The sequence below is a fragment of the Curtobacterium sp. Curtsp57 genome (genome assembly GCF_047324335.1).
GTDB lineage: Bacteria > Actinomycetota > Actinomycetes > Actinomycetales > Microbacteriaceae > Curtobacterium.
This window is the reverse complement of the sequence record NZ_CP168511.1, coordinates 2,799,490-2,819,814: the sequence shown is the minus strand read 5'-3', so window position 1 is coordinate 2,819,814 and position 20,325 is coordinate 2,799,490. Positions and strand designations below refer to the sequence as shown.

Sequence of the window (20,325 nt, the reverse complement as noted above, 5' to 3'; positions counted from 1 at the left end):
GCACTGGCGACGGAGACGGAGGCGAGTGGCGCTGCGAGGAGTGTCGGCCACCGTGGCGCACAGCAGAGTGCGGCCGACGATCTTGGGCATGCTGACCTTCTGGTCGGAGACGTGGATGGTCAGACCGTACCGACCTGCAGAGTCCCTCAGGTTGCGCCCAGGTAAATGATTGCGCTCCGCAACACCAGGGCGCGCTCAGTCCCCGGTGAGCAGGCGGAGCGCCATCACGCCCGCGGTCACCACGTACCAGCCCGCGAGGTTCCCCCGCTTCTGCGCGAGCACCAGCGACGGCGCGGCGGTCGAGCCGGCCACGGCGACCGCGATCCAGCGGATCACCGGGTCCTGCCCGGCCACCCCGACTGTGAAGAGGGCGACCGTCGCGACGACGACGAGGAACGCGACAAGGCCTTGCCTGGCACTCCACGGCGTGGGCGGCTGCACGTCAGGGGCACGGACGACGTCGTCGGGTTCGCGCATCGGACCAGCATGTCACATTCCACCTGACATCACGACCCGACGGGTACCCACTCCCGCCCGACCCGGTGCACCGCCGGCCCGTGGCCCGGCAGCACGATCTCCGGGATCGGCAGCGTCCGGGCGGACTCGAGCGCCACTGCCTGGTCCGCCGTGAAGAACGGCGTGATCATCCGCGGCCTGGGCGTCCACGACGCCGGCTGCGTGTCGTGCCGCGAGACGACGGCGTCCCCGGTGACGATCGCGTCCGCGGCCGGCAGCAGGTACGCGGTGGACCCGTCGGTGTGCCCGGTCGCCGGGAACGGCGTGATCGCCCGGCCCTCGAAGTCCGCACCCGTGAAGGCCCGGACGGTCGGCACCGTGGTCGGCCGGAGCGCGTCGGAGCGGATCGCGCGGGCGAGCCACCTGAGCACCCGCGCCGACGCCAGCCGGCCGCCGATCTCCGCCGGCGTGACCTGCTGCCGCGAGGGTCCTCGGACGTTCGACAGCTCGTCCGCGTGCGCCAGGACCTCGACGTGCGGGTGCTGTTCGAGGATGCCGGGGATGCCACCGACGTGGTCGACGTGCCCGTGCGTGACGTAGATGCGGCGGAGGTCGTCGAGATCGTGCCCGGCGTAGCGCACGGTGTCCAGCACCAGGTCGGTGTCAGCTGGGTAGCCGGCGTCGATGAGGGCGACGCCGTCTTCTTCCGCGAGGACGACCCAGTTCGAGACGGGCCCCTCGACGAAGACCACCCCTGGTGCCACGGAGACGACGGACCGGGGTTCTCTGGAGCTCATCCCCCGACGCTATCCGAGCCGGACGGTGCGGAGCGCCGCGCCCGCGTCTGCGATGCCCGCGCGGCGAGCTCCTCGTCGGCCGGGTAGCCCACCTCGGTCAGGGTGAGACCGCGCGCCGGCGCGACCTTGAAGGCGCTGGTCCGCTCCCCCGCGACCCGCAACTCCTCGAGACGGTCCGGTCCGAAGCGCCCCTCGCCGACGGCGATGGTCGCCCCCACCATCGCGCGCACCATGGAGTGGCAGAAGGCATCGGCCTGGAGGCTCGCCACCAGCACGCCGTCCGGCTCACGGTCCCAGCGGAACTCCTGCAGCGTCCTGATGGTCGTCGCGCCGTCGCGCGGCTTGCAGAACGCCGCGAAGTCGTGCAGCCCGAGCAGCGTCAGCGCACCGCGCTCCATCGCTCCCGGGTCGAGATGCCCCGGGTACCAGGTCGTGTGCCCCCGACGGAGTGGATCGCGGGGTGCGTCGAGGTCCGCGACGCGGTACGTGTAGCGGCGCCAGAGCGGGGAGAACCGGGCGTCGAACCCGTCGGGCGCGACCGAGACCCGGCTGACGACGACGTCCCCGAGCGGCCCCGCGAGCCCGTTCAGGCGCTTGACGAGCCCGTCCAGCGGCGAGCGCCCCGATCCCCGCTTCGTGCTGAGCGCACCCCACTGCTCGGCGGACAGGTCGAGGTGCGCGACCTGTCCGGTGGCGTGCACTCCGGCGTCGGTGCGTCCGGCGACGGTCAGCTGCGGCGCGCGGCCCCAGCGGCTGAACACGGTGGCGAGCGCGTCCTCGAGCGCGCCCTGGACGGTCCGCAGTCCCGGCTGCTTGGCCCACCCGGAGAACGCGGCGCCGTCGTACGCGACGTCGAGCCGCAGCCGCACCCCGCTCTGCAGCCCGTCGCTCTCGCTCACACCCCAACGGTACCGATGTCAGCGCCGCGTCAGTGCCGTGTGAGCGCCCGACGGCAGCATCGTCCTCGACATCGACGAAAGGAACTGCGATGACGACGACACCACTCGCGGTGGAGGCCACCGGCCTCGTCAAGACCTTCGGGCAGAACCGCGCCGTGGACGGAGTCGACCTCCGCGTCGAGGCCGGCACCGTGTACGGCGTGCTCGGCCCGAACGGCGCCGGCAAGACGACCACGATCAGCATGCTCGCGACCCTGCTCAAGGCGGACGCCGGCGAGGCCAGGATCTTCGGCCACGACGTCCGGCGGGAGCCCCAGGAGGTCCGCCGGCTCATCGGCGTGACCGGCCAGTACGCCAGCGTCGACGAGACGCTGAGCGCGACCGAGAACCTGGTCGTGTTCTCGCGGCTGCTCGGGCTGTCCCGGGCCGAGTCGAAGCGGAAGTCCGCCGAGCTCCTCGAGCGCTTCGGCCTGACCGAGGCGGCGAAGCGTCCGCTGAAGAACTTCTCCGGCGGCATGCGTCGTCGCCTCGACCTGGCGGCGAGCCTCATCGCGCAGCCGCCGCTCATCTTCCTCGACGAGCCGACGACGGGCCTCGACCCGCGGACCCGTGCGCAGATGTGGGACACGATCCGGGAGCTCGTCGCGACCGGCTCCACCGTGCTCCTGACGACGCAGTACCTCGACGAGGCTGACCAGCTCGCCGACCGCATCGCCGTGATCGACCACGGCAGGGTCGTCGCGGAGGGCACCGGCGACGAGCTCAAGGCGTCGATCGGCACCGCGTCGCTGCAGCTCCGGCTCGCCGATGCGCTCCGACTCGACGCGGCGAGGACCATCGTGCGCCAGACGCTCGGCGTCGACGCCGTCGCGAGTCCCGAGGGCTCCCGGCTGACCGCGCCGATGGCCGAGCCGGACCGCGTCACCGACCTGCTCGTGTCGTTCCGCGACGCGGGCATCTCCCTCGCCGAGATGAGCGTGCAGAAGCCGACGCTCGACGAGGTCTTCCTGACCATCACGGGCAAGCCGACCGCCGACGCGGCGGACGAGGACGCCCAGCGCGAGCTCGAAGGGAGCATCGCATGACCACGCTCACCCCGCAGGCTCCGACCACCCCACGCATCACCCCGCGACCAGGGGTCGGCGGCACGGGCATCGGTGCCACGATCCGGCAGTCGCTCACGATGGCGTACCGCGGCCTGATCAAGGTCCGCCGCACGCCGGAGCAGCTCTTCGACGTGACGCTCATGCCGATCGTCTTCACGGTGATGTTCACGTACATCTTCGGCGGCGCGATCTCCGGCAACGTGGCGTCGTACCTGCCGATCATCATCCCGGGCATCCTCGTGCAGACGAACATCACGTCGTCGATCGTCACCGGCGTCCAGCTCCGCGAGGACATGGACAAGGGCGTGTTCGACCGCTTCAAGTCGCTGCCCATCGCCCGCATCGCGCCGCTGGCCGGAGCGCTGCTCGCCGACACCGTCCGCTACGCCATCGCGACGACGATCACGTTCATCACCGGCTTCGCGATGGGACTCCGCCCCGCTGGCGGCTTCGGCGCGGTGGTCCTCGCCGGTCTGCTGGTCATCGTCGTCGCGTGGGCGATCAGCTGGATCTTCGCCTACTTCGGCGTCGTCGCCCGCACCGCGTCGAGCGTCTCCGGTATCTCGAACCTCGTGCTGTTCCCGCTGACGTTCCTGTCGAACGCGTTCGTCCCCGCCGACACGCTGCCGGACTGGCTGCGCTGGTTCTCCGAGGTCAACCCGATCTCGCACCTCATCACCGCGGTCCGTGAGCTCGTGAACCACGGAGCCGTCGGCGGCGACCTGGTGTTCTCGCTCGTCGGCGCAGCGGTCGTCGTCGCGGTGTTCGCCCCGCTGACGGTCCGCGCCTACATGCGGAAGGCGTGACGCTCAGGCGCTGAAGCGCAGCTCCTCGAGCAGCACGCGCGCCCGCGAGACGGCCTCGGCCCGGTCCCATCCGGCCGAGGCCGTCTCGGCGTCCACGAGGGGTCCGGCACCGACGACGGCGCCGAGGACCCCGCGCAACCGGTCGTGGGCGAGGACCGCGAAGTCCTGTCGCGAACCGAGCCGTCGCGCAAGGCCCCAACACCGCGCTGCGTGGTCCGCCGCTCCCTGCCGTGCAGCGGCGACCGCCAGCCCGAGCAGCGTGGTCCCGATGACGGGCAGGTCGATCCACCACGGGTGCAGTCGGAGCATCACGAGCGCGCCGACCCGCAGGCGACGCGGCACCTCCGATCCGGACGGGAGGCCCGGTCCGGCTCCTGCGGGTCGGCTCGCCGCCGCCTCGTCCTCCGCCGCGATGCGTGCCGCGCCCGCCATCAGTGTCCAGTTCGGCGTCTGCTTGCGATGCGCGGTCACGGCGTCCCAAGCTCGCGCGTACTCGGCCGCCCCTGAGGCCACGTCCCCGTCACTCCGTGCGCACTCGGCGGCGATCGCGATCGCGAGGACGGCCATCTGCACGGCTTCCCCGTCGGGACCACCGCGGTTCGCCACCGGCTGGTTCGCGAGGTCCGCTGCGACCTGCCGCGCGCGGACGACGTCGCCCGTCGCCGCCGCGCACAGCCCGACGGTCCAGCCGATCTCGTAGAGGTCGTCCTCGGCGCCGAACACCTCGAGGCGGGTCCGCGCGACGTCGGCGACGACGAGCGCGTCCGCGTGCCGTCCGGTCTGCGCGAGCAACTGGGTCATCGTGACCGCACCAGACCCCAGTGCCCATGCGTCGTCGGTCCTGGTGGCGAGTGCCTCGGCGCGCTGGGCGTGGCGGAGCGCGTCGTCGAACTCCCCGTCGTTCTCCGCCAGCGGGGCGCTCAGCATGCACGCAAGGCAGGCCACGCCGTCGTCCGGGTCGTCACGGAGCGCGGCGAGCATCCGCAGCCCGTCGTCCGGGCGGCCGAGCGTGAGCAGCAGTGCCGCCTGCGCGTCGAGGACCGGGAAGCCGGTGGACCCCTGCCGGACGACCCTGCGGAGCATCGCGATCGCGCGCACGGAGGTCCTGCGGTCCGAGAACGCCGTGGAACCGCCGATCAGGACGAGACCCAGCGTCGTGGCGGCTCGGTCGCCGGGGGACGGCTGAGCGGTCCTGAGCAGCGCGACGACCTCGGCGGCGACCGCGACGACCTCGCCGTGGGCACCACGCAGGGTCCAGTACCCGCCGAGGGCCGCGAACACCTGTGCGAGCGCCGACCGGTCCTCGGCGACGAGGCTCCAGCGCAGCAGCGTCACGAGGTTGTCCGCCTCGCGGCCGATCTCGCGGAACCACCGTCGCTGCGGTTCCCCGGTCGCGGTGAAGACGTTGCGGGTGGCGGCGAAGTCCCGCCCCCAGCGGACCATCGCTGCGCGGACCTCGTCGGTGCGCCCGCGTTCGTCGAGGCGGGCGGCACCGAACTCGCGGACGGTCTCGAGCAGCCGGTACCTGATGTCGGCGCCCTCGTGCTCGACGAGCTGGACGAGGGACTGCTCGACGAGCTCGGCGAGGGCGTCCAGCGCATCGTCCCGCTGCTCAGGTGCCGCGACGGCCTCGACCGCGTCGACCGCGAGGCCGTCCGGGAAGAGCGCCAGCCGGGTCAGCAGGTCCTGGGCTCCGTCGTCGAGGAGCCGCCAGCTCCACTCGATGACGGCGAGCAGGGTGCGGTGCCGCTCGGGTGCGCTCCGGTCGCCGCCACGGAGCAACGCGAAACGGTCGTCGAGCCGCCGTTCGATCTCCTCGACGCCCATCCCGCGGATCCGCGCGGCGGCGAGCTCGATCGCGAGCGGCGACCCGTCGAGCCGCGTGCAGATGCGCCGCACGGTGTCGAAGGGCAGGACGGCACCGGGGCGGGCGGCTCGTGCGCGGTCGGTGAACAGCCGGACCGCCGCGCCGTCCGCGTCGACGGGCAGCGGTGCGAGGGGCGCGACGACCTCGCCGGCGATGGCGAGCGGTGCACGCGACGTCGTGAGGATGCGGAGGGACGGGAGCTGGGCGAGCAGGTCGGCGGCGAACGCGGCGACGTCCGCGACGAGGTGCTCGCAGTTGTCGAGCACGAGCACGGTCGGTTCCTCACCGAGCGCGCGGAACACGCGGCGCCGCAGATCGGCGACGACGGCGTCCCGCAGCGCCCGGGCGGACCGTACCTCGGCGATCCCGAGCAGCGCGCCGAGGGCGGGGACGACGTCCTCGCCGGCGGCCAGTGGTGCGAGCTCGAGCACCACGACGCTGCGATCGGCCGGGACTGCCGCCGCGACCGCCTGCGCGAGGCGGGTCTTCCCGAGCCCACCGGCACCGAGGACGGTCACCAGCCGTTCGCGGGACAGGAGGTCCGTGACGGCGGCGAGGTCGGCCTCCCGTCCGACCAGCGCGTTCGGCGCGGCACGCAGGCCGATCCGTCGGACGCTCCCGGAGGCGGACGCCGTCCGGCGGAGCAGGTCGGCGTTCAGCCGCACCAGGTCGGCGGACGGGTCGGCACCGAGCCCGTCAGCCAGCCGCTCCCTGTGGGCCGCGAAGACCGCGAGCGCTTCGCTCGTCCGGCCGGCGGCGGCGAGCGCGCGCATCGATCCCGAGACCGCGACCTCGTCGAACGGGTCGGAGGCCGCTTCCTCGTGCCACAGCCCGACGGCCGCGTCGGCCTCACCGGCGTCGAGCATCGCCGTGCCGAGCGCCCGGCGGAGCGCACGTCGCGCCACCTCGGCTCGTTCGGCGAGCGCCGTGCCGAGGTCGCCGTCGACATCGGCGCCCGGATCACCCCGCCACAGGGCGAGCGCCGCCCGACTCGTGTCGTCGGACGTGTACCGGGCCTCGGCGACGTGTTCGGCACGGACGAGGTCGACGTCGTCCGGCTGGACGTCGAGCGCGTAGCCGGTGCTCGTCGACACCACGAGCCCCTCGGCCGTGCTCCGCCGGAGCCGGGACACCAGGGTCTGCAGGGCCGCCCGCGCGCCCCTCGGCGGAGCGTCGGTCCAGAGCTCGTCGATGAGCGCGTCCGTCGTCATCGCATGACCGCGGGCGAGCACGAGCGCGGTCAGGAACGCCCGCGGGAGCGCCCCGGGGACGGGCACCGCCGCGCCGGACGGGTCCTCGACCAGGACCGGTCCGAGGACGGCGATGCGGGGCTGCTGCGGCACGCAGCGAGTCTACGGACGGTGTTGTGCGATCGTGATGCGCGCACCGATCGGCGGGCTCCACGGCGGCCTAGCCTGTGCGTATGCACATCATCACGAGGGGGGTCGTGGCCGTGGCGCTCGCGACCACGGCGGTCGTCATCGTCGCCGGGTGTTCCACCGCGTCGTCCGCAGGAACGACACCGGCACCGTCGCGCAGCGCCGCACCGTCGGCCACGCCGACCGAGACGGCCTCCGGCGTCGACTTCGGTCCGTCGCCGGAGTCCGACGGCGTACCGACCTGTGCGCAGCTGCTGCCGTCGGACCTCGTCACCCGAGCGGTCCCCGGCACCACCGTGCTCGACCCGATGACGACGCAGGACCACGTCCTCGGCGCCTGGACGACCGCGACGACGAGTGGCGGTACCGACTGCTGGAGCACCAACGGTGTCTCGCTCCTCGACGACGTCAGCCCCGGCGAGCAGGGCGATCCGATGTACGAGGGCGTCGGGCTCTCGGTGCTGCCGGACGCGGCCCCCGAGCACGCCGATGCCACCGAGCACGTCGATCCGTCGACGGACCCCGCGTCGGTGTACTGCGGGGCCTCCGACGCCGCCCGGGTGAGCTGCAGCGGGCGTGCGCTCGCCGGGAACGCCTGGATCGACCTCTCCCTGACCCGCCTCCAGACCACGGGCGACGCCACCCCGGAGCAGGTGCAGCCCGCGTTCCAGGCGCTGCTCGACCACGTCGAGGAGACCGTCGCCGCGGCACCGGTCGCGGGGGTGCAGACCGAACACGATGCAGCGTCCTGGAAGCCGAGCACCTGCACGGCCGACCGAGTGGACGCCGTCACCGCCGTCGCACTGGTCGACCCGTGGTCGCTCGGCTCCGACGTCGGCGCCGAGCCGACCTACTACGCGCTGAACCGTCTGGGTGCCGCGGCGTGCTCGTTCGGTCCTGCCGAGCAGCCGTTCTCACGGACCGGAGCCTCGTACTCCTCGATGCCCGACTCGGGATGGGTCGTCAGCGCCCGCCTCGGCAACGGACTCATCGACCGGCACGACCGGCTCGAGCTCGACGGTCTCGCGGAGGACGCCGCCGCCTGGCGCACCTGCGACGAGGCAGCGTGCTCCGTCGACGTCGTGCAGGACGGCACCTGGACGCACTACGTCCTGTTCTCCTGGGCCGCTCCGAACACGAGCTCGGCGATCGAGCGCTGGGCGGAGTCGTCCCTCACCGCCTGACGTCGCGCCGGTGACCGAACGCGGACGGCCCCGTCGACGTTTCGAGGTCCTCCGTCGCCCGCCGCTCGGACTCCACGATCCCCCGGAGCGACACCAGCGCAGCCGACGTCACCGCGACGTGCGACGGGTCCTCCTTGCTCGCGTCGAGGGCCCGCTCGACCTCGGCGATCGCGTCGTCCCCGGCGCTCTCCGGGCACTCGCCGCGGATCATGCACGCGAGTTCGCGGAACGCCTTCGCGAGCGGTTCGGCGAACGCCGGGTCCGGGCGGCCGAGCCCGTCGGACACCGGACCCGAGCGGGCGACGAGCTCGGTGAGGTCCGTCGTGTACCAGGCGGCCCGCTCGAGCGCCCGGAACCGCGCGCCGTCCTGCTGCAGCCGAGCCCGTGACCCGCGGAGCGCCCCGCGGGGGTTCAGCTTCCGGCTCTCGTGCGCGATCGAGACCCGGGACCGGACGTCGGCGATGGCCCGGTCGAGCCGGTCCTGCTGCTTGTCCCATGCCTTCTCGTCGCGCTCGTCGGCCTCGAGCACCGCGGCGAGGCCGTCGAGGTGGTCGGCGAGCACGTCGTTCACCGCGTCGATCCGGTGTTCGGCGTCCCAGAAGCGCAGCGGCGGGAAGACCAAGAAGTTGACGAGCAGCCCGACCGCGACGCCGACGGCCATCTGCACGAGGTACCCGAGCGAGTACCCCTCCGCGTGCGCACCGCCGACGAGCAGGACGAACAGCGCCGCGGTGGACACCCACGAGCTGCCCTCGCCGAGGATGCGGAACCCGCCGACGAGCACCCCGATCCCCACGGCGAGGGCGATCGCGATGAACCCGGGGTCGCCGATCCACATCGTGAACCCGGCGATCACGATCCCGAGGCCGATGCCCACGAGGGTCTGGATCCCGCTCCTGAGCCCCGCGAACACCGTCGTCTGCATCGCGACCACGGCCCCGAGCGGCGCGTAGTAGGGGTAGTCCGACGCGACCCCTGGCACGTGTCTCGCGATGAACCAGGCGAGACACGCGGCGAACGCGGCCTTCCCGGCGTGCAGCAGGCGCGGCTGTGTGCCCGAGGTCCGGCTCCAGCGCCAGACCCTCGTCCCCACGCCCGCGACGTGTTCGAATCCCATGGGTCCTCCGGTGTCGGCCCGCACCCGATGGGCCGACGGGTCACCCTACGATGCAGTTGCTGGGAACGACACGGCCCCCGCAGCGTGCGCGGGGGGGGCCGTGTCGAGTGGTGCTGGGGTTACTTGTCGTCCGACTTCTCGTCCGACTTGGCCTCGGCGTCTGCCTCGACCTCGGCGGCAGCCTCGGTCTCGGTCTCCTCCGCGACGGGAGCCGACTCCTCGGTGGTCTCGGTCGACTCGACCGGGGCCTCCTCGGTCGTCTCCTCGGCTGCGGACTCCTCGGCTGCGGGCTCCTCGACCGGCGCGGCGGCGGCCGGAGCCGACTTGCGCGAGACGGGGGCCGGCGTGCCCGAGACGGGCTCGAGGACGAGCTCGATCGACGCGAGGGGAGCGTTGTCGCCCTTGCGGAAGCCGAGCTTGGTGATGCGGGTGTAGCCACCCTGGCGGTCCTCGACCTGCGGAGCGATCTCGGTGAACAGCGTGTGCACGACGGTCTTGTCGCGCAGGATGCTGATCACGCGACGGCGCGCGTGCAGGTCGCCACGCTTCGCGAACGTGATGAGACGCTCGGCGACCGGGCGGAGGCGCTTGGCCTTCGTCTCGGTGGTCGTGATGCGACCGTGCGTGAAGAGGGCGTTGGCGAGGTTGCTCAGGAGCAGGCGCTCGTGGGCGGGGCCGCCACCGAGGCGGGGGCCCTTGGTGGGCTTCGGCATGTCAGTTCTCCAGTGGTGAAAGTGGTGCGCGCTGCGTCAGCGGCACGCGTGCGCGTGAGCGCGAGGTCAGTTGTTGGACTCGTCCTCGTCGTACCCGCTGTAGAAGTGGGCGCCGTCGAATCCGGGGACGGTGTCCTTGAGGGACAGGCCGAGCTCGGTGAGCTTGTCTTTGACCTCGTCCACCGACTTCTGACCGAAGTTGCGGATGTTCATGAGCTGCGTCTCCGACAGGGCGACGAGCTCGGACACCGTGTTGATGCCCTCCCGCTTGAGGCAGTTGTAGCTGCGGACCGACAGGTCGAGGTCCTCGATCGGGGTCTGCAGCTCGTTCGAGAGCACTGCGTCGACCGGCGCCGGGCCGATCTCGATGCCCTCTGCCGCCGTGTTGAGCTCGCGGGCGAGACCGAAGAGCTCGACGAGCGTCCGACCGGCCGACGCGATGGCGTCGCGCGGCGTGATGGCCGGCTTCGACTCGACGTCGACGACCAGACGGTCGAAGTCCGTGCGCTCACCGGCACGCGTCGCCTCGACGCGGTAGGTGACCTTGAGGACGGGCGAGTAGATCGAGTCGATCGGGATCTGACCGGCCTCGCTGAACTCCGAGCGGTTCTGCGTCGCCGAGACGTAGCCGCGGCCACGCTCGATGGTGAGCTCGAGCTCGAAGCGCGCGGTGTCGTTCAGGGTCGCGATGACGAGGTCCGGGTTGTGGATCTCGACGCCGGCCGGTGCGGAGATGTCCGCAGCGGTGACCTGACCGGCACCCTGCTTGCGCAGGTACGCCGTGATGGGCTCGTCGTGCTCGCTGGAGACGACCAGGCTCTTGATGTTGAGGATGATCTCCGTGACGTCTTCCTTCACACCGGGAACGGTGCTGAATTCGTGGAGGACGCCGTCGATACGGATGCTCGTGACCGCAGCACCGGGGATCGAGGAGAGGAGCGTGCGGCGCAGCGAGTTCCCGAGGGTGTAGCCGAAGCCAGGCTCGAGCGGCTCGATGACGAAGCGCGAGCGGTGCTCGGAGATCGACTCCTCGGTGAGGGTGGGGCGCTGTGCAATGAGCACTGTGGGATTCCTTTCGGCGAAGTGTCCGCTATATGACACTTGGCGGTACGACGGGGCCGGCGAGGCCCCGACGGGTCTGTTGAGTTGTGATCACGCGCACCGGAGTGCGCGATCGAACGACCAGGAATGGCCGTCCCCGCTCGCTCCCGTCAGACGGGTCTCCCCGTCAGGGACCGAGCAGGGGACGGCCGGTTGCTCCTCGCGTCAGACGCGACGGCGCTTGGGCGGGCGGCACCCGTTGTGCGCCTGCGGCGTGACGTCGTTGATCGAACCGACCTCGAGGCCGGCGGCCTGGAGGGAGCGGATCGCGGTCTCGCGGCCCGAACCCGGACCCTTCACGAAGACGTCGACCTTCTTGACGCCGTGCTCCTGCGCCTGACGCGCAGCGGACTCGGCGGCGAGCTGCGCCGCGAACGGCGTCGACTTGCGCGAACCCTTGAAGCCGACGGCTCCGGAGGACGCCCAGCTGAGGACGGCACCCGACGGGTCGGTGATGCTGACGATCGTGTTGTTGAACGTGCTCTTGATGTGGGCCTGGCCCACTGCGACGTTCTTCTTCTCCTTGCGGCGCGGCTTGCGCGCGGCAGTCTTGGGGGTAGCCATCGGGGTCTCCTATCGAGCCTTCTTCTTGCCTGCCACGGTGCGCTTCGGGCCCTTGCGGGTACGAGCGTTGGTCTTGGTGCGCTGACCGCGCACCGGGAGACCACGACGGTGGCGAAGACCCTCGTAGCTACCGATCTCGACCTTGCGGCGGATGTCGGCGGCCACCTCGCGGCGGAGGTCACCCTCCACCTTGAAGTTGCCCTCGATGTAGTCGCGGAGGGCGACGAGCTGGTCGTCGGTGAGGTCCTTGACGCGGATGTCACCGGAGATACCGGTGTCCGCGAGCGTCTTGACCGCGCGAGTGCGGCCGACGCCGTAGATGTACGTGAGTGCGATCTCCACGCGCTTCTCGCGCGGGATGTCGACGCCTGCTAGACGTGCCATGTGCTGGCTGCTCCTGTTGTCGATGGAGGTGTGGCGCAGTGCCGGTGCTCGGGCCTCCGACCCGAGGTGTCCCCCTGTGCGCGGCCGGGGCCGGACCAGGGTTCTGGTACTGCGTTTGCGGTGTTCAGTTGTGGATCCTGCGCAGGCCGCCTGTCGGCGTCCGGTCAGGCAGTTCCGGGGACTAGCCCTGGCGCTGCTTGTGACGCGGGTTGCTCTTGCAGATCACCATGACGCGGCCCTTGCGGCGAATCACACGGCAGTGCTCGCAGATGGGCTTGACGCTGGGGTTGACCTTCATTGCTGTTTCCTCGTGCTCGCTGGCTTCGTGCCCGGCAGGGTTGCCGAGTCGTTCCTTTCCAGCTCGCGGATCACTTGTAGCGGTAGACGATCCGGCCGCGGGTCAGGTCGTACGGGCTCAGCTCCACGATCACGCGGTCCTCGGGGAGGATGCGGATGTAGTGCTGGCGCATCTTCCCGGAGATGTGCGCGAGGACCTTGTGCCCATTGGTCAGCTCAACGCGGAACATCGCGTTGGGCAGAGCTTCGAGCACCGAGCCTTCGATCTCGATGACGCCGTCTTTCTTGGCCATAGCCTCACTGTCGCTTGGTTGGATTACCGGTGTGATCCCCGAGCCGGTCTGCGGGTCGGTCGCCACGCCGAGAGGGCATGACACACCAAAGATCGATCTTATGGGAAAGTGGTCCGATTGCCAAGTGCAGCCGGCGCGCCCCCAGAGCTGGGGTGTTCCTGAGGGACGGACCAGCGTTCCACAGTGGTTCCACGGCGCGTTCGAGGGGATGGACATGGGTCCAGCCCTACGGTGACGATGCAGCCACCCGAACGGAGACCACGTGCCCGACGCCTCTCGGCCCTTCGCTCGTCACGGACGACTCCCGCGACGACGAGCCTGGACGACCCTCCTGTCGATCGTCGCCTCCACCCTCGCGGTGGTGCTCGTCAGCGGGACGAGCGTCGCGGCCATCGCCGGCGCGCAGCTCGCCGGTGCGCCGACCTCCGTGAAGCTGAGCACCGACGACCAGAGCGCCGCGAAGACCGCCGACATCACGGCCATCAAGGGCGGCGCGAACATCCTGCTCATCGGCAGCGACACCCGCGTCGGGCAGTTCGACGCGAACGAGGACGTCGAGGGCGCACGCAACGACGTGACGATGCTCATCCACGTGTCGCAGGACCACACCCAGCTGACCGCGGTGAGCTTCCCCCGCGACCTCATGGTGCCGATCCCCGCGTGCACCAACCCGGAGACGGGCACGAGCTACCCAGCAGCGACCTCGGCGCAGTTCAACACCGCACTCGGCAACGGCGGCGTCTCCTGCGTGGTGGACACCGTCGAGAACCTCACGGGACTGAGCATCCCGTACGCGGGCCTCATCACCTTCGACGGCGTGATCGAGATGTCGAACGCGCTCGGCGGCGTCGACGTCTGCGTCGCGAAGGACATCGACGACACCTACACGGGACTGCACCTCACCGCGGGGTCGCACTCGCTCGAGGGCTCCGACGCGCTCGCCTTCCTGCGGACCCGACACGGCGTCGGCGACGGCAGCGACCTCGCCCGCATCAGCTCGCAGCAGGTGTTCCTCTCGGCACTGCTCCGCAAGGTCACCTCGGACGGCACCCTCTCGAACCCCATCACGCTCTACAAGCTCGCCGGCGCGGCCCTGAACAACATGGTCCTGTCCGACGGGCTCAACCAGCCGAAGACGCTGGTCGGCCTCGCGAGCATGCTCCGCGGGATGAGCACGTCGAGCATGCTGTTCGTCCAGTACCCCGTCGCCGACGACCCCGACGACAGCGCACGCGTCATCGTGGACCAGACGACCGCCCACACGCTCAACGTCGCGCTGCAGACCGACGAGAAGACGACGCTGAGCGACTCGTCGACCGGTCGTGCATCAGAGGACCAGAGCGGATCCTCCAGCGCCGCGCCGTCGTCGGCTGCGACGCCGTCGAGCGAACCGACCGGCACGAGCACCAGTACGAGCGCAGCGAGTCCGTCGTCGACGCCGTTGCCGTCGTCGATCACCGGACAGAGCGCGGCGGAGGAGACCTGCTCCGTCGGCAACTGACGCCGACGGGGCGGGGCCGAGCCGAGCCTCCAGGCCCTGGAGGCTCGGCTTACGGGATCGGGACCGGTGTCACTCCCAGCGGGGCCAGGGCAGCCGCCCCGCCGTCGCTGGACGTGAGGACCCAGAGGCCGTCCGCGTGGACCGCGACGCTGTGCTCCCAGTGCGCCGCATCGGCGCCGTCCAGGGTCCTGACCGTCCACTCGTCGTCGTCCGTCGTGCTGTCGATCGTGCCGGCGGTGACCATCGGCTCGATCGCGACCACCAGGCCCGGCCGTACGGCGGGGCCTGCGCCACGGACGCGGTAGTTGAAGACCGGGGGTTCCTCGTGCATGGAGCGGCCGATGCCGTGACCGGTGTAGTCCTCGACGATGCCCCAGGCGCCGGTCTCGTCGATGGCGTCCTCCACCGCGTCGCCGACCTCGTTGAGGTGCTTGGCGTGCGCCAGCGCGGCGATGCCGTGCCAGAGGGACCGCTCGGTGGTGTCGCAGAGCGTCTGCCGCGCCGCGGTCACACCGGCGTCGCCGCCGGGCACCACCGTGGTGAAGGCGCTGTCGCCGTTCCAGCCGTCGACCTCGGCGCCCGCGTCCACGGACACGATGTCGCCCGGCTGCAGGACACGGTCGCCGGGGATGCCGTGCACGATCTCGTCGTTCACGGACACGCACAGGGTGTGGCGGTACCCGGGCACCAGCTGGAAGTTCGGGATGCCGCCGCCGTCACGGATCGTCCGCTCGGCGATGGCGTCGAGCTCGCCCGTGGTGACCCCCGGTCGGATCGCCGAACGGACCGCGTTCAGCGCCGCCTCGGTGAGGAGTCCAGGGCGCACCATGGCGCGGAGTTCCTCGGGCGTCTTGTAGATCGAGGGCTTGCGGAACCGGACCACGCCGGGGTCAGACGCCGGCGGTGAGCCCGCGCGACGCGAGCGCTGCCTGGATGCGGTCGCCGACCTCGTCGATGGCGCCGAGGCCGTCGACCTCGACCACGAGACCGCGCTGCTGGTACGCCGCGACGATCGGGGCGGTCTGCTCGACGTAGACCTGCTGGCGACGACGGATCGTCTCCTCGTTGTCGTCGCTGCGGCCCTGGTCCTCGGCACGCTTCAGGAGGCGCCCGACGAGCTCGTCCTGGTCGGCGACGAGCTGCACGACGGCGTCGAGGCCGGTGCCCTGCTCGGCGAGCAGCGCGTCGAGGTACTCGACCTGCCCGACGGTGCGGGGGTAGCCGTCGAGCAGGAAGCCGCTCTCGGCGTCGGACTCGCCGAGGCGGGACTTCACGAGCTCGTTCGTCAGCGAGTCCGGGACGTAGTCGCCCGCGTCCATGATCGCCTTCGCCTGGACCCCGAGCGGCGTGCCTTCCGAGACGTTCTTCCGGAAGATGTCACCGGTGGAGACGGCGGGGATCCCGAAGGACTCGGCGATGCGGCCGGCCTGGGTTCCCTTTCCCGCTCCGGGAGGTCCGACGATGATGAGACGTGCGCTCAACGGAGAAGCCCTTCGTAGTGACGTTGCTGCAGCTGCGAGTCGATCTGCTTCACGGTCTCGAGACCGACACCCACGATGATGAGGATGCTCGCGCCACCGAACGGGAAGTTCTGGTTCGCGCCGAACAGCGCCAGTGCTGCCAGCGGGATGAGCGCGATGAGACCGAGGTAGAGCGAGCCGGGCAACGTCACCCGGGTCAGGACGTAGTCGAGGTACTCGGCGGTGGGGCGACCGGCACGGATGCCGGGGATGAACCCGCCGTACTTCTTCATGTTGTCGGCGACCTCTTCGGGGTTGAAGGTGATCGCGACGTAGAAGTAGGTGAACCCGACGATGAGCAGGAAGTACAGGACCATGTAGAACCAGTTGTCACCCGAGGTCAGGTTGTTCTGGATCCAGGTCACCCACGCGGCCGGCTCCGAGCCGTCGGAGGGCTGGTTGAACTGCGCGATGAGGGCCGGCAGGTAGAGCAGCGACGAGGCGAAGATGACGGGCACGACGCCGGCCATGTTCACCTTGATCGGGATGTACGTGTTGTTGCCGCCGTAGGTCCGGCGGCCGACCATGCGCTTGGCGTACTGCACGGGGATGCGCCGCTGTGACTGCTCGACGAACACGACGGCCATCATGATCACCAGGCCGACGAGGATCACGAACAGGAACAGCTCGAAGGACTGCGACTGCTCGATCGCCCAGAGCGCCGACGGGAACTGCGCTGCGATGGACGTGAAGATGAGGAGCGACATGCCGTTGCCGATGCCGCGCTCGGTGACGAGCTCGCCCATCCACATGATGAGGCCGGTCCCGGCGGTCAGCGTGACGACCATGAGCATGATCGCGTACCAGCTGTCGTTCGAGATGATCGACGAGCACGAGGCGCTGGCGTTCGTGCCGAAGAGCTGGCCGGAACGGGCCACCGTGATCAGCGTGGTGGACTGCAGCACACCGAGCGCGATCGTGAGGTAGCGCGTGTACTGCGTCAGCTTCGCCTGGCCGGTCTGGCCCTCCTTGTAGAGGGCGTCGAAGTGCGGGATCACGACGCGCAGGAGCTGCACGATGATCGACGACGTGATGTACGGCATGATGCCGAGCGCGAAGACCGAGAGCTTCAGCAGCGCGCCACCGGAGAACAGGTTGATCAGGTCGTAGAGACCGCCGGAGGACGATGCGCTCGCGAGGCAGGTCTGGACGGCGGCGTAGTCCACGTACGGGGCGGGGATGTACGACCCGAGCCGGAACAGCGCGATGATCGCCAGGGTGAAGCCGATCTTCTTGCGAAGATCGGGGGTGCGCATGATGCGCGCGACCGCTCTGAACACGAGAACTCTCCGAACTACTGGGACCGGTCTTGCCGATCGAGCCGGGCGAGGCCGCCCGTGGCCGGGACGCCGACCGCGCGACTCGGGACCGTCGGCACGTGGCCGACCAGCTCCGGGTCTGTCATCAAGGAAACCGTAACGGCGGCCCGTGCGCAAACGCACGGGCCGCCGACGGGACTACTGGGAGACGGTGCCGCCCGCAGCCACGATCTTGTCCTGGGCGGAGCCCGAGACCTTGTCGACCGTGACGGTGAGCTTCACGCTGATGTCACCCTGACCGAGAACCTTGACCTTCTCGTTCTTGCGGACGGCGCCCTTGGCGACCAGGTCCGCAACGGTGACGTCGCCACCGTTCGGGTAGAGCTCCGCGAGCTTGTCCAGGTTCACGACCTGGTACTCGACGCGGAACGGGTTCTTGAACCCGCGGAGCTTCGGGGTGCGCATGTGCAGCGGCATCTGCCCACCCTCGAAGCCGACGCGGACCTGGTAACGGGCCTTCGTGCCCTTGGTACCGCGGCCCGCGGTCTTGCCCTTCGAGCCCTCACCGCGACCGACACGGGTGCGGTCCTTCTTCGAGCCAGCGGCCGGACGAAGGTGGTGCACCTTCAGGATCTGGACGCGCTCGTTCTTCTCGTCGCTCATGCGTCGACCTCCTCGACCTTCACGAGGTGCGCCACCGTCGCGATGTACCCGCGGTTCTGGGAGTTGTCCTCGCGCAGGACCGTACGGCCGATGCGCTTGAGACCCAGGCTGCGGAGCGTGTCGCGCTGGTACTGCTTCTCGCTGATGACGGACTTCGTCTGCGTGATCTTCAGCATGGCCATCAGGCACCTGCCTTCTCGGTCGCTGCGGCACGTGCTGCCGCCTCGGCCTTCAGGAGGCGAGCCGGCACGACGTGGTCCACGTCGAGGCCACGACGTGCGGCGACGGCGCGGGGTTCCTCGAGCTGCTTGAGGGCCTCGACCGTGGCGTGCACGATGTTGATGGTGTTCGACGAACCGAGCGACTTGCTCAGGACGTCGTGGATGCCGGCGCACTCGAGCACGGCGCGGACCGGACCACCGGCGATGACACCGGTACCGGCAGCGGCCGGGCGCAGGAGGACGACGCCAGCGGCGGCCTCACCCTGCACCGGGTGCGGGATCGTGTTGCCGACGCGCGGGACGCGGAAGAAGTTCTTCTTCGCCTCTTCGACGCCCTTGGAGATCGCCGTGGGGACCTCCTTGGCCTTGCCGTAGCCGACGCCCACGAGGCCGTTGCCGTCACCCACGACGACGAGCGCCGTGAAGCTGAAGCGACGACCACCCTTGACGACCTTCGAGACGCGGTTGATGGTCACCACGCGCTCGAGGAACTGGCTGTCGCCACCGCGGTTGTTGCGGTCGCGGCCCTGCTGACGGTCACGACCGCCACCACGACGGCCACGGTTGTCGGCCGAGTCGCGGTTGTTGGACGCGGAGCCGGCAGCGGTCTCGACCGGACGCTCGGCGACGGGGGCAGCAGCCTCCGCCTTGGCGTCGGTGGACTTGGTCTCCTCGGCGCTGGTGGCCTCGGTCGTCTCCTCGACGGCCGGGGTCTCCTCGGCGTTGCTGTTGTTCGCGATGTCGCTCACAGGTTCAGCCCTCCTTCACGGGCACCATCGGCGATCGCGGCGACGCGACCGGCGTACTTGCTACCACCGCGGTCGAACACGACGGCTTCGACACCGGCGGTCTTCGCACGCTCGGCGAGGAGCTCGCCGACGCGACGCGCCTTGGCGGTCTTGTCGCCGTCGAACGAGCGGAGGTCGGCCTCCATCGTCGACGCGCTGGCAAGGGTGTGGCCCTTGGAGTCGTCGATGACCTGCACGAACACGTGACGTGCCGAGCGGGTGACGGCGAGACGCGGACGTGCCTCGGTGCCGGTGATCTTCTTGCGGAGGCGGTTGTGGCGACGGGCCTTGGCAGCCGCCTTGCTCTTGCCTCGGGTACGAGTTCCGATAGCCATGATCACTTACCTGACTTTCCGGCCTTGCGGCGCACGTTCTCGCCCGCGTAACGGACACCCTTGCCCTTGTAAGGCTCGGGCTTCCGCAGCTTGCGGATGTTCGCAGCGACCTCGCCGACGGCCTGCTTGTCGATGCCGTTGACGGTGACCTTGTTGTTGCCCTCGACGGCGAAGCTGATGCCCGCCGGCGGCTCGACCGTGATCGAGTGGGAGTAGCCGAGCGCGAACTCGAGGTTCGAGCCCTTCGCCTGGACGCGGTAACCGGTGCCGACGACCTCGAGGCCCTTGGAGTAGCCCTGGGTGACGCCGATGATCTGGTTCGCGATGAGCGTGCGGGTCAGGCCGTGGAGCGACCGGGACTCACGCTCGTCGTCCGGGCGGGTGACGAGGACCTGGTTCTCCTCGACGTTCGCCTGGATGGGCTCCGCGACGACGAGCGCGAGCTCGCCCTTCGGGCCCTTGACCGCGACGTTCTGACCGTCGATGGAGACGGTCACGCCAGCGGGGATGTCAATGGGAAGACGTCCGATTCGTGACATGTTCGATCACCAAACGTAGGCGAGGACTTCCCCACCCACGCCCTTCTGCTCGGCTTCGCGGTCGGTCAGGAGACCCGACGAGGTGGACAGGATCGCCACGCCGAGGCCACCGAGGACCTGGGGGATCTCCGTCGACTTCGCGTAGACCCGGAGACCGGGCTTCGACACGCGCTTGATGCCGGCGATCGAACGCTCGCGCTCGGGGCCGTACTTGAGCTCGATGGTGAGGGTCTTGCCCACGCGGGCGTCCTCGACCTTCCACTCGGTGATGTAGCCCTCGCGCTTGAGGATGTCAGCGATGGTGGTCTTGAGCTTGCTGCTCGGAAGCGAGACGGCGTCGTGGTGCGCCGAGTTCGCGTTCCGCAATCTGGTCAGCATGTCTGCGACCGGATCGGTCATCGTCATGATGTGATTCCGTTTCTCGCCTGGTTTCGACACCCGTTCCACGAATGCCGACCTGAGCGATCGAGTGACTCCAGGGCGATTCCCCGGAGTCTGTGTTCGTGCGTGCGGGCCGGAGGACTCGAGAGTCCTTC

Annotated in this window: 24 protein-coding genes; 4 read left to right on the top strand and 20 right to left on the bottom strand. The window is 70.2% G+C overall.

Annotated elements, in window-relative coordinates; all coding sequences use genetic code 11:
* Nucleotides 1–195: 195 nt before the first annotated feature.
* The 3 genes from ACEN9V_RS13470 to ACEN9V_RS13460 are packed head-to-tail and all read right to left on the bottom strand — an operon-like array spanning nt 196 to nt 2,152.
* Nucleotides 196–477, bottom strand: a complete 282-nt coding sequence (locus tag ACEN9V_RS13470) for a hypothetical protein (protein ID WP_413600722.1) — start codon at nt 475–477, stop codon at nt 196–198.
* Nucleotides 478–506: 29 nt separating this feature from the next.
* Entirely contained in the window at nt 507–1,253 is a 747-nt protein-coding gene (locus tag ACEN9V_RS13465) for an MBL fold metallo-hydrolase (protein ID WP_413600721.1), read from the bottom strand.
* Nucleotides 1,250–2,152: a tRNA pseudouridine synthase A gene (locus tag ACEN9V_RS13460; RefSeq protein WP_413600720.1), complete on the bottom strand. Its 903-nt coding sequence runs from the start codon at nt 2,150–2,152 to the stop codon at nt 1,250–1,252. The genes ACEN9V_RS13465 and ACEN9V_RS13460 overlap by 4 nt, the downstream gene beginning before the upstream one ends.
* An 89-nt stretch (nt 2,153–2,241) precedes the next feature.
* On the opposite strand from ACEN9V_RS13460, the gene ACEN9V_RS13455 reads away from it, so the two are divergent.
* Together ACEN9V_RS13455 and ACEN9V_RS13450 are read left to right on the top strand one after the other, a co-directional pair.
* Nucleotides 2,242–3,237: an ATP-binding cassette domain-containing protein gene (locus ACEN9V_RS13455; protein ID WP_281265992.1), complete on the top strand. Its 996-nt coding sequence runs from the start codon at nt 2,242–2,244 to the stop codon at nt 3,235–3,237.
* Nucleotides 3,234–4,064, top strand: a complete 831-nt coding sequence (locus ACEN9V_RS13450; RefSeq protein ID WP_413600719.1) for an ABC transporter permease — start codon at nt 3,234–3,236, stop codon at nt 4,062–4,064. Before ACEN9V_RS13455 ends, ACEN9V_RS13450 begins: the two co-directional genes overlap by 4 nt.
* A gap of 3 nt (nt 4,065–4,067) precedes the next feature.
* Here ACEN9V_RS13450 and ACEN9V_RS13445 read toward each other — a convergent pair whose 3' ends face one another.
* Nucleotides 4,068–7,274 (bottom strand): BTAD domain-containing putative transcriptional regulator, encoded by a 3,207-nt coding sequence (locus tag ACEN9V_RS13445; protein WP_413600718.1) that lies wholly within the window; start codon nt 7,272–7,274, stop codon nt 4,068–4,070.
* Nucleotides 7,275–7,354: 80 nt separating this feature from the next.
* Between ACEN9V_RS13445 and ACEN9V_RS13440 the strand changes: the two genes are divergently transcribed.
* Nucleotides 7,355–8,494 (top strand): hypothetical protein, encoded by a 1,140-nt coding sequence (locus ACEN9V_RS13440; RefSeq protein ID WP_413600717.1) that lies wholly within the window; start codon nt 7,355–7,357, stop codon nt 8,492–8,494.
* Here ACEN9V_RS13440 and ACEN9V_RS13435 read toward each other — a convergent pair.
* The 7 genes from ACEN9V_RS13435 to infA form a co-directional block, all read right to left on the bottom strand.
* Entirely contained in the window at nt 8,484–9,611 is a 1,128-nt protein-coding gene (locus ACEN9V_RS13435; protein ID WP_413600716.1) for an FUSC family protein, read from the bottom strand. The two genes, ACEN9V_RS13440 and ACEN9V_RS13435, sit on opposite strands and share 11 nt — an antisense overlap.
* A gap of 119 nt (nt 9,612–9,730) precedes the next feature.
* Complete coding sequence (gene rplQ, locus ACEN9V_RS13430; protein WP_413600715.1) at nt 9,731–10,324, bottom strand: 50S ribosomal protein L17; 594 nt, start codon at nt 10,322–10,324, stop codon at nt 9,731–9,733.
* Between the two features lie 66 nt (nt 10,325–10,390).
* Nucleotides 10,391–11,386, bottom strand: a complete 996-nt coding sequence (locus ACEN9V_RS13425; RefSeq protein WP_066656999.1) for a DNA-directed RNA polymerase subunit alpha — start codon at nt 11,384–11,386, stop codon at nt 10,391–10,393.
* A gap of 204 nt (nt 11,387–11,590) precedes the next feature.
* Nucleotides 11,591–11,989, bottom strand: a complete 399-nt coding sequence (gene rpsK, locus ACEN9V_RS13420; RefSeq protein WP_017885507.1) for a 30S ribosomal protein S11 — start codon at nt 11,987–11,989, stop codon at nt 11,591–11,593.
* A 9-nt stretch (nt 11,990–11,998) separates the two neighbouring features.
* The gene (gene rpsM / locus ACEN9V_RS13415) at nt 11,999–12,373 is read right to left on the bottom strand and encodes a 30S ribosomal protein S13 (protein WP_144760579.1); all 375 of its coding nucleotides are present in this window, start codon (nt 12,371–12,373) and stop codon (nt 11,999–12,001) included.
* Between the two features lie 181 nt (nt 12,374–12,554).
* Nucleotides 12,555–12,671 (bottom strand): 50S ribosomal protein L36, encoded by a 117-nt coding sequence (gene rpmJ / locus ACEN9V_RS13410; protein WP_022903266.1) that lies wholly within the window; start codon nt 12,669–12,671, stop codon nt 12,555–12,557.
* Between the two features lie 70 nt (nt 12,672–12,741).
* Nucleotides 12,742–12,963 (bottom strand): translation initiation factor IF-1, encoded by a 222-nt coding sequence (gene infA, locus ACEN9V_RS13405; RefSeq protein WP_017885509.1) that lies wholly within the window; start codon nt 12,961–12,963, stop codon nt 12,742–12,744.
* A 262-nt stretch (nt 12,964–13,225) separates the two neighbouring features.
* Here infA and ACEN9V_RS13400 point away from each other — a divergent pair, with 262 nt between their 5' ends.
* Nucleotides 13,226–14,464, top strand: a complete 1,239-nt coding sequence (locus ACEN9V_RS13400; protein WP_413600714.1) for an LCP family protein — start codon at nt 13,226–13,228, stop codon at nt 14,462–14,464.
* Between the two features lie 49 nt (nt 14,465–14,513).
* Here the strand turns inward: ACEN9V_RS13400 and map are convergent, their stop codons facing one another.
* The 9 genes from map to rpsH all read right to left on the bottom strand — a co-directional run bounded on the left by map (nt 14,514) and on the right by rpsH (nt 20,194).
* Complete coding sequence (map, locus tag ACEN9V_RS13395; protein ID WP_413600713.1) at nt 14,514–15,347, bottom strand: type I methionyl aminopeptidase; 834 nt, start codon at nt 15,345–15,347, stop codon at nt 14,514–14,516.
* 7 nt (nt 15,348–15,354) lie between these two features.
* Nucleotides 15,355–15,945: an adenylate kinase gene (locus tag ACEN9V_RS13390; protein WP_413600712.1), complete on the bottom strand. Its 591-nt coding sequence runs from the start codon at nt 15,943–15,945 to the stop codon at nt 15,355–15,357.
* Nucleotides 15,942–17,264, bottom strand: coding sequence for a preprotein translocase subunit SecY (gene secY / locus ACEN9V_RS13385; protein WP_281266001.1), 1,323 nt, complete (start codon nt 17,262–17,264; stop codon nt 15,942–15,944). The genes ACEN9V_RS13390 and secY overlap by 4 nt, the downstream gene beginning before the upstream one ends.
* A 177-nt stretch (nt 17,265–17,441) precedes the next feature.
* Nucleotides 17,442–17,906 carry a 50S ribosomal protein L15 gene (gene rplO, locus ACEN9V_RS13380; protein WP_281266002.1) on the bottom strand — a complete coding sequence of 155 codons (465 nt, stop codon included), beginning with the start codon at nt 17,904–17,906 and terminating at the stop codon, nt 17,442–17,444.
* Nucleotides 17,903–18,088 (bottom strand): 50S ribosomal protein L30, encoded by a 186-nt coding sequence (gene rpmD, locus ACEN9V_RS13375; RefSeq protein WP_082517835.1) that lies wholly within the window; start codon nt 18,086–18,088, stop codon nt 17,903–17,905. Before rpmD ends, rplO begins: the two co-directional genes overlap by 4 nt.
* Nucleotides 18,088–18,876, bottom strand: a complete 789-nt coding sequence (gene rpsE, locus ACEN9V_RS13370; RefSeq protein WP_413600711.1) for a 30S ribosomal protein S5 — start codon at nt 18,874–18,876, stop codon at nt 18,088–18,090. Before rpsE ends, rpmD begins: the two co-directional genes overlap by 1 nt.
* Nucleotides 18,873–19,250 carry a 50S ribosomal protein L18 gene (rplR, locus tag ACEN9V_RS13365; protein WP_281266004.1) on the bottom strand — a complete coding sequence of 126 codons (378 nt, stop codon included), beginning with the start codon at nt 19,248–19,250 and terminating at the stop codon, nt 18,873–18,875. Before rplR ends, rpsE begins: the two co-directional genes overlap by 4 nt.
* Nucleotides 19,251–19,252: 2 nt before the next feature.
* The gene (gene rplF, locus ACEN9V_RS13360; protein ID WP_281266005.1) at nt 19,253–19,789 is read right to left on the bottom strand and encodes a 50S ribosomal protein L6; all 537 of its coding nucleotides are present in this window, start codon (nt 19,787–19,789) and stop codon (nt 19,253–19,255) included.
* Nucleotides 19,790–19,795: 6 nt separating this feature from the next.
* A complete protein-coding gene (gene rpsH / locus ACEN9V_RS13355) occupies nt 19,796–20,194 on the bottom strand; it encodes a 30S ribosomal protein S8 (protein WP_281266006.1) in 399 nt (132 codons plus the stop codon).
* Nucleotides 20,195–20,325 lie beyond the last annotated feature (131 nt).

Bases quoted from the DNA above. Each gene is read 5' to 3' on its own strand.
- ACEN9V_RS13470 (WP_413600722.1), bottom strand. From the start codon at position 477: ATGCGCGAACCCGACGACGTCGTCCGTGCCCCTGACGTGCAGCCGCCC.
- ACEN9V_RS13465 (WP_413600721.1), bottom strand. From the start codon at position 1,253: ATGAGCTCCAGAGAACCCCGGTCCGTCGTCTCCGTGGCACCAGGGGTG.
- ACEN9V_RS13455 (WP_281265992.1), top strand. From the start codon at position 2,242: ATGACGACGACACCACTCGCGGTGGAGGCCACCGGCCTCGTCAAGACC.
- ACEN9V_RS13450 (WP_413600719.1), top strand. From the start codon at position 3,234: ATGACCACGCTCACCCCGCAGGCTCCGACCACCCCACGCATCACCCCG.
- ACEN9V_RS13440 (WP_413600717.1), top strand. From the start codon at position 7,355: ATGCACATCATCACGAGGGGGGTCGTGGCCGTGGCGCTCGCGACCACG.
- ACEN9V_RS13435 (WP_413600716.1), bottom strand. From the start codon at position 9,611: ATGGGATTCGAACACGTCGCGGGCGTGGGGACGAGGGTCTGGCGCTGG.
- rplQ (WP_413600715.1), bottom strand. From the start codon at position 10,324: ATGCCGAAGCCCACCAAGGGCCCCCGCCTCGGTGGCGGCCCCGCCCAC.
- rpsK (WP_017885507.1), bottom strand. From the start codon at position 11,989: ATGGCTACCCCCAAGACTGCCGCGCGCAAGCCGCGCCGCAAGGAGAAG.
- rpsM (WP_144760579.1), bottom strand. From the start codon at position 12,373: ATGGCACGTCTAGCAGGCGTCGACATCCCGCGCGAGAAGCGCGTGGAG.
- rpmJ (WP_022903266.1), bottom strand. From the start codon at position 12,671: ATGAAGGTCAACCCCAGCGTCAAGCCCATCTGCGAGCACTGCCGTGTG.
- infA (WP_017885509.1), bottom strand. From the start codon at position 12,963: ATGGCCAAGAAAGACGGCGTCATCGAGATCGAAGGCTCGGTGCTCGAA.
- rplO (WP_281266002.1), bottom strand. From the start codon at position 17,906: ATGAGCGACGAGAAGAACGAGCGCGTCCAGATCCTGAAGGTGCACCAC.
- rpmD (WP_082517835.1), bottom strand. From the start codon at position 18,088: ATGGCCATGCTGAAGATCACGCAGACGAAGTCCGTCATCAGCGAGAAG.
- rplR (WP_281266004.1), bottom strand. From the start codon at position 19,250: ATGGCTATCGGAACTCGTACCCGAGGCAAGAGCAAGGCGGCTGCCAAG.
- rplF (WP_281266005.1), bottom strand. From the start codon at position 19,789: ATGTCACGAATCGGACGTCTTCCCATTGACATCCCCGCTGGCGTGACC.
- rpsH (WP_281266006.1), bottom strand. From the start codon at position 20,194: ATGACGATGACCGATCCGGTCGCAGACATGCTGACCAGATTGCGGAAC.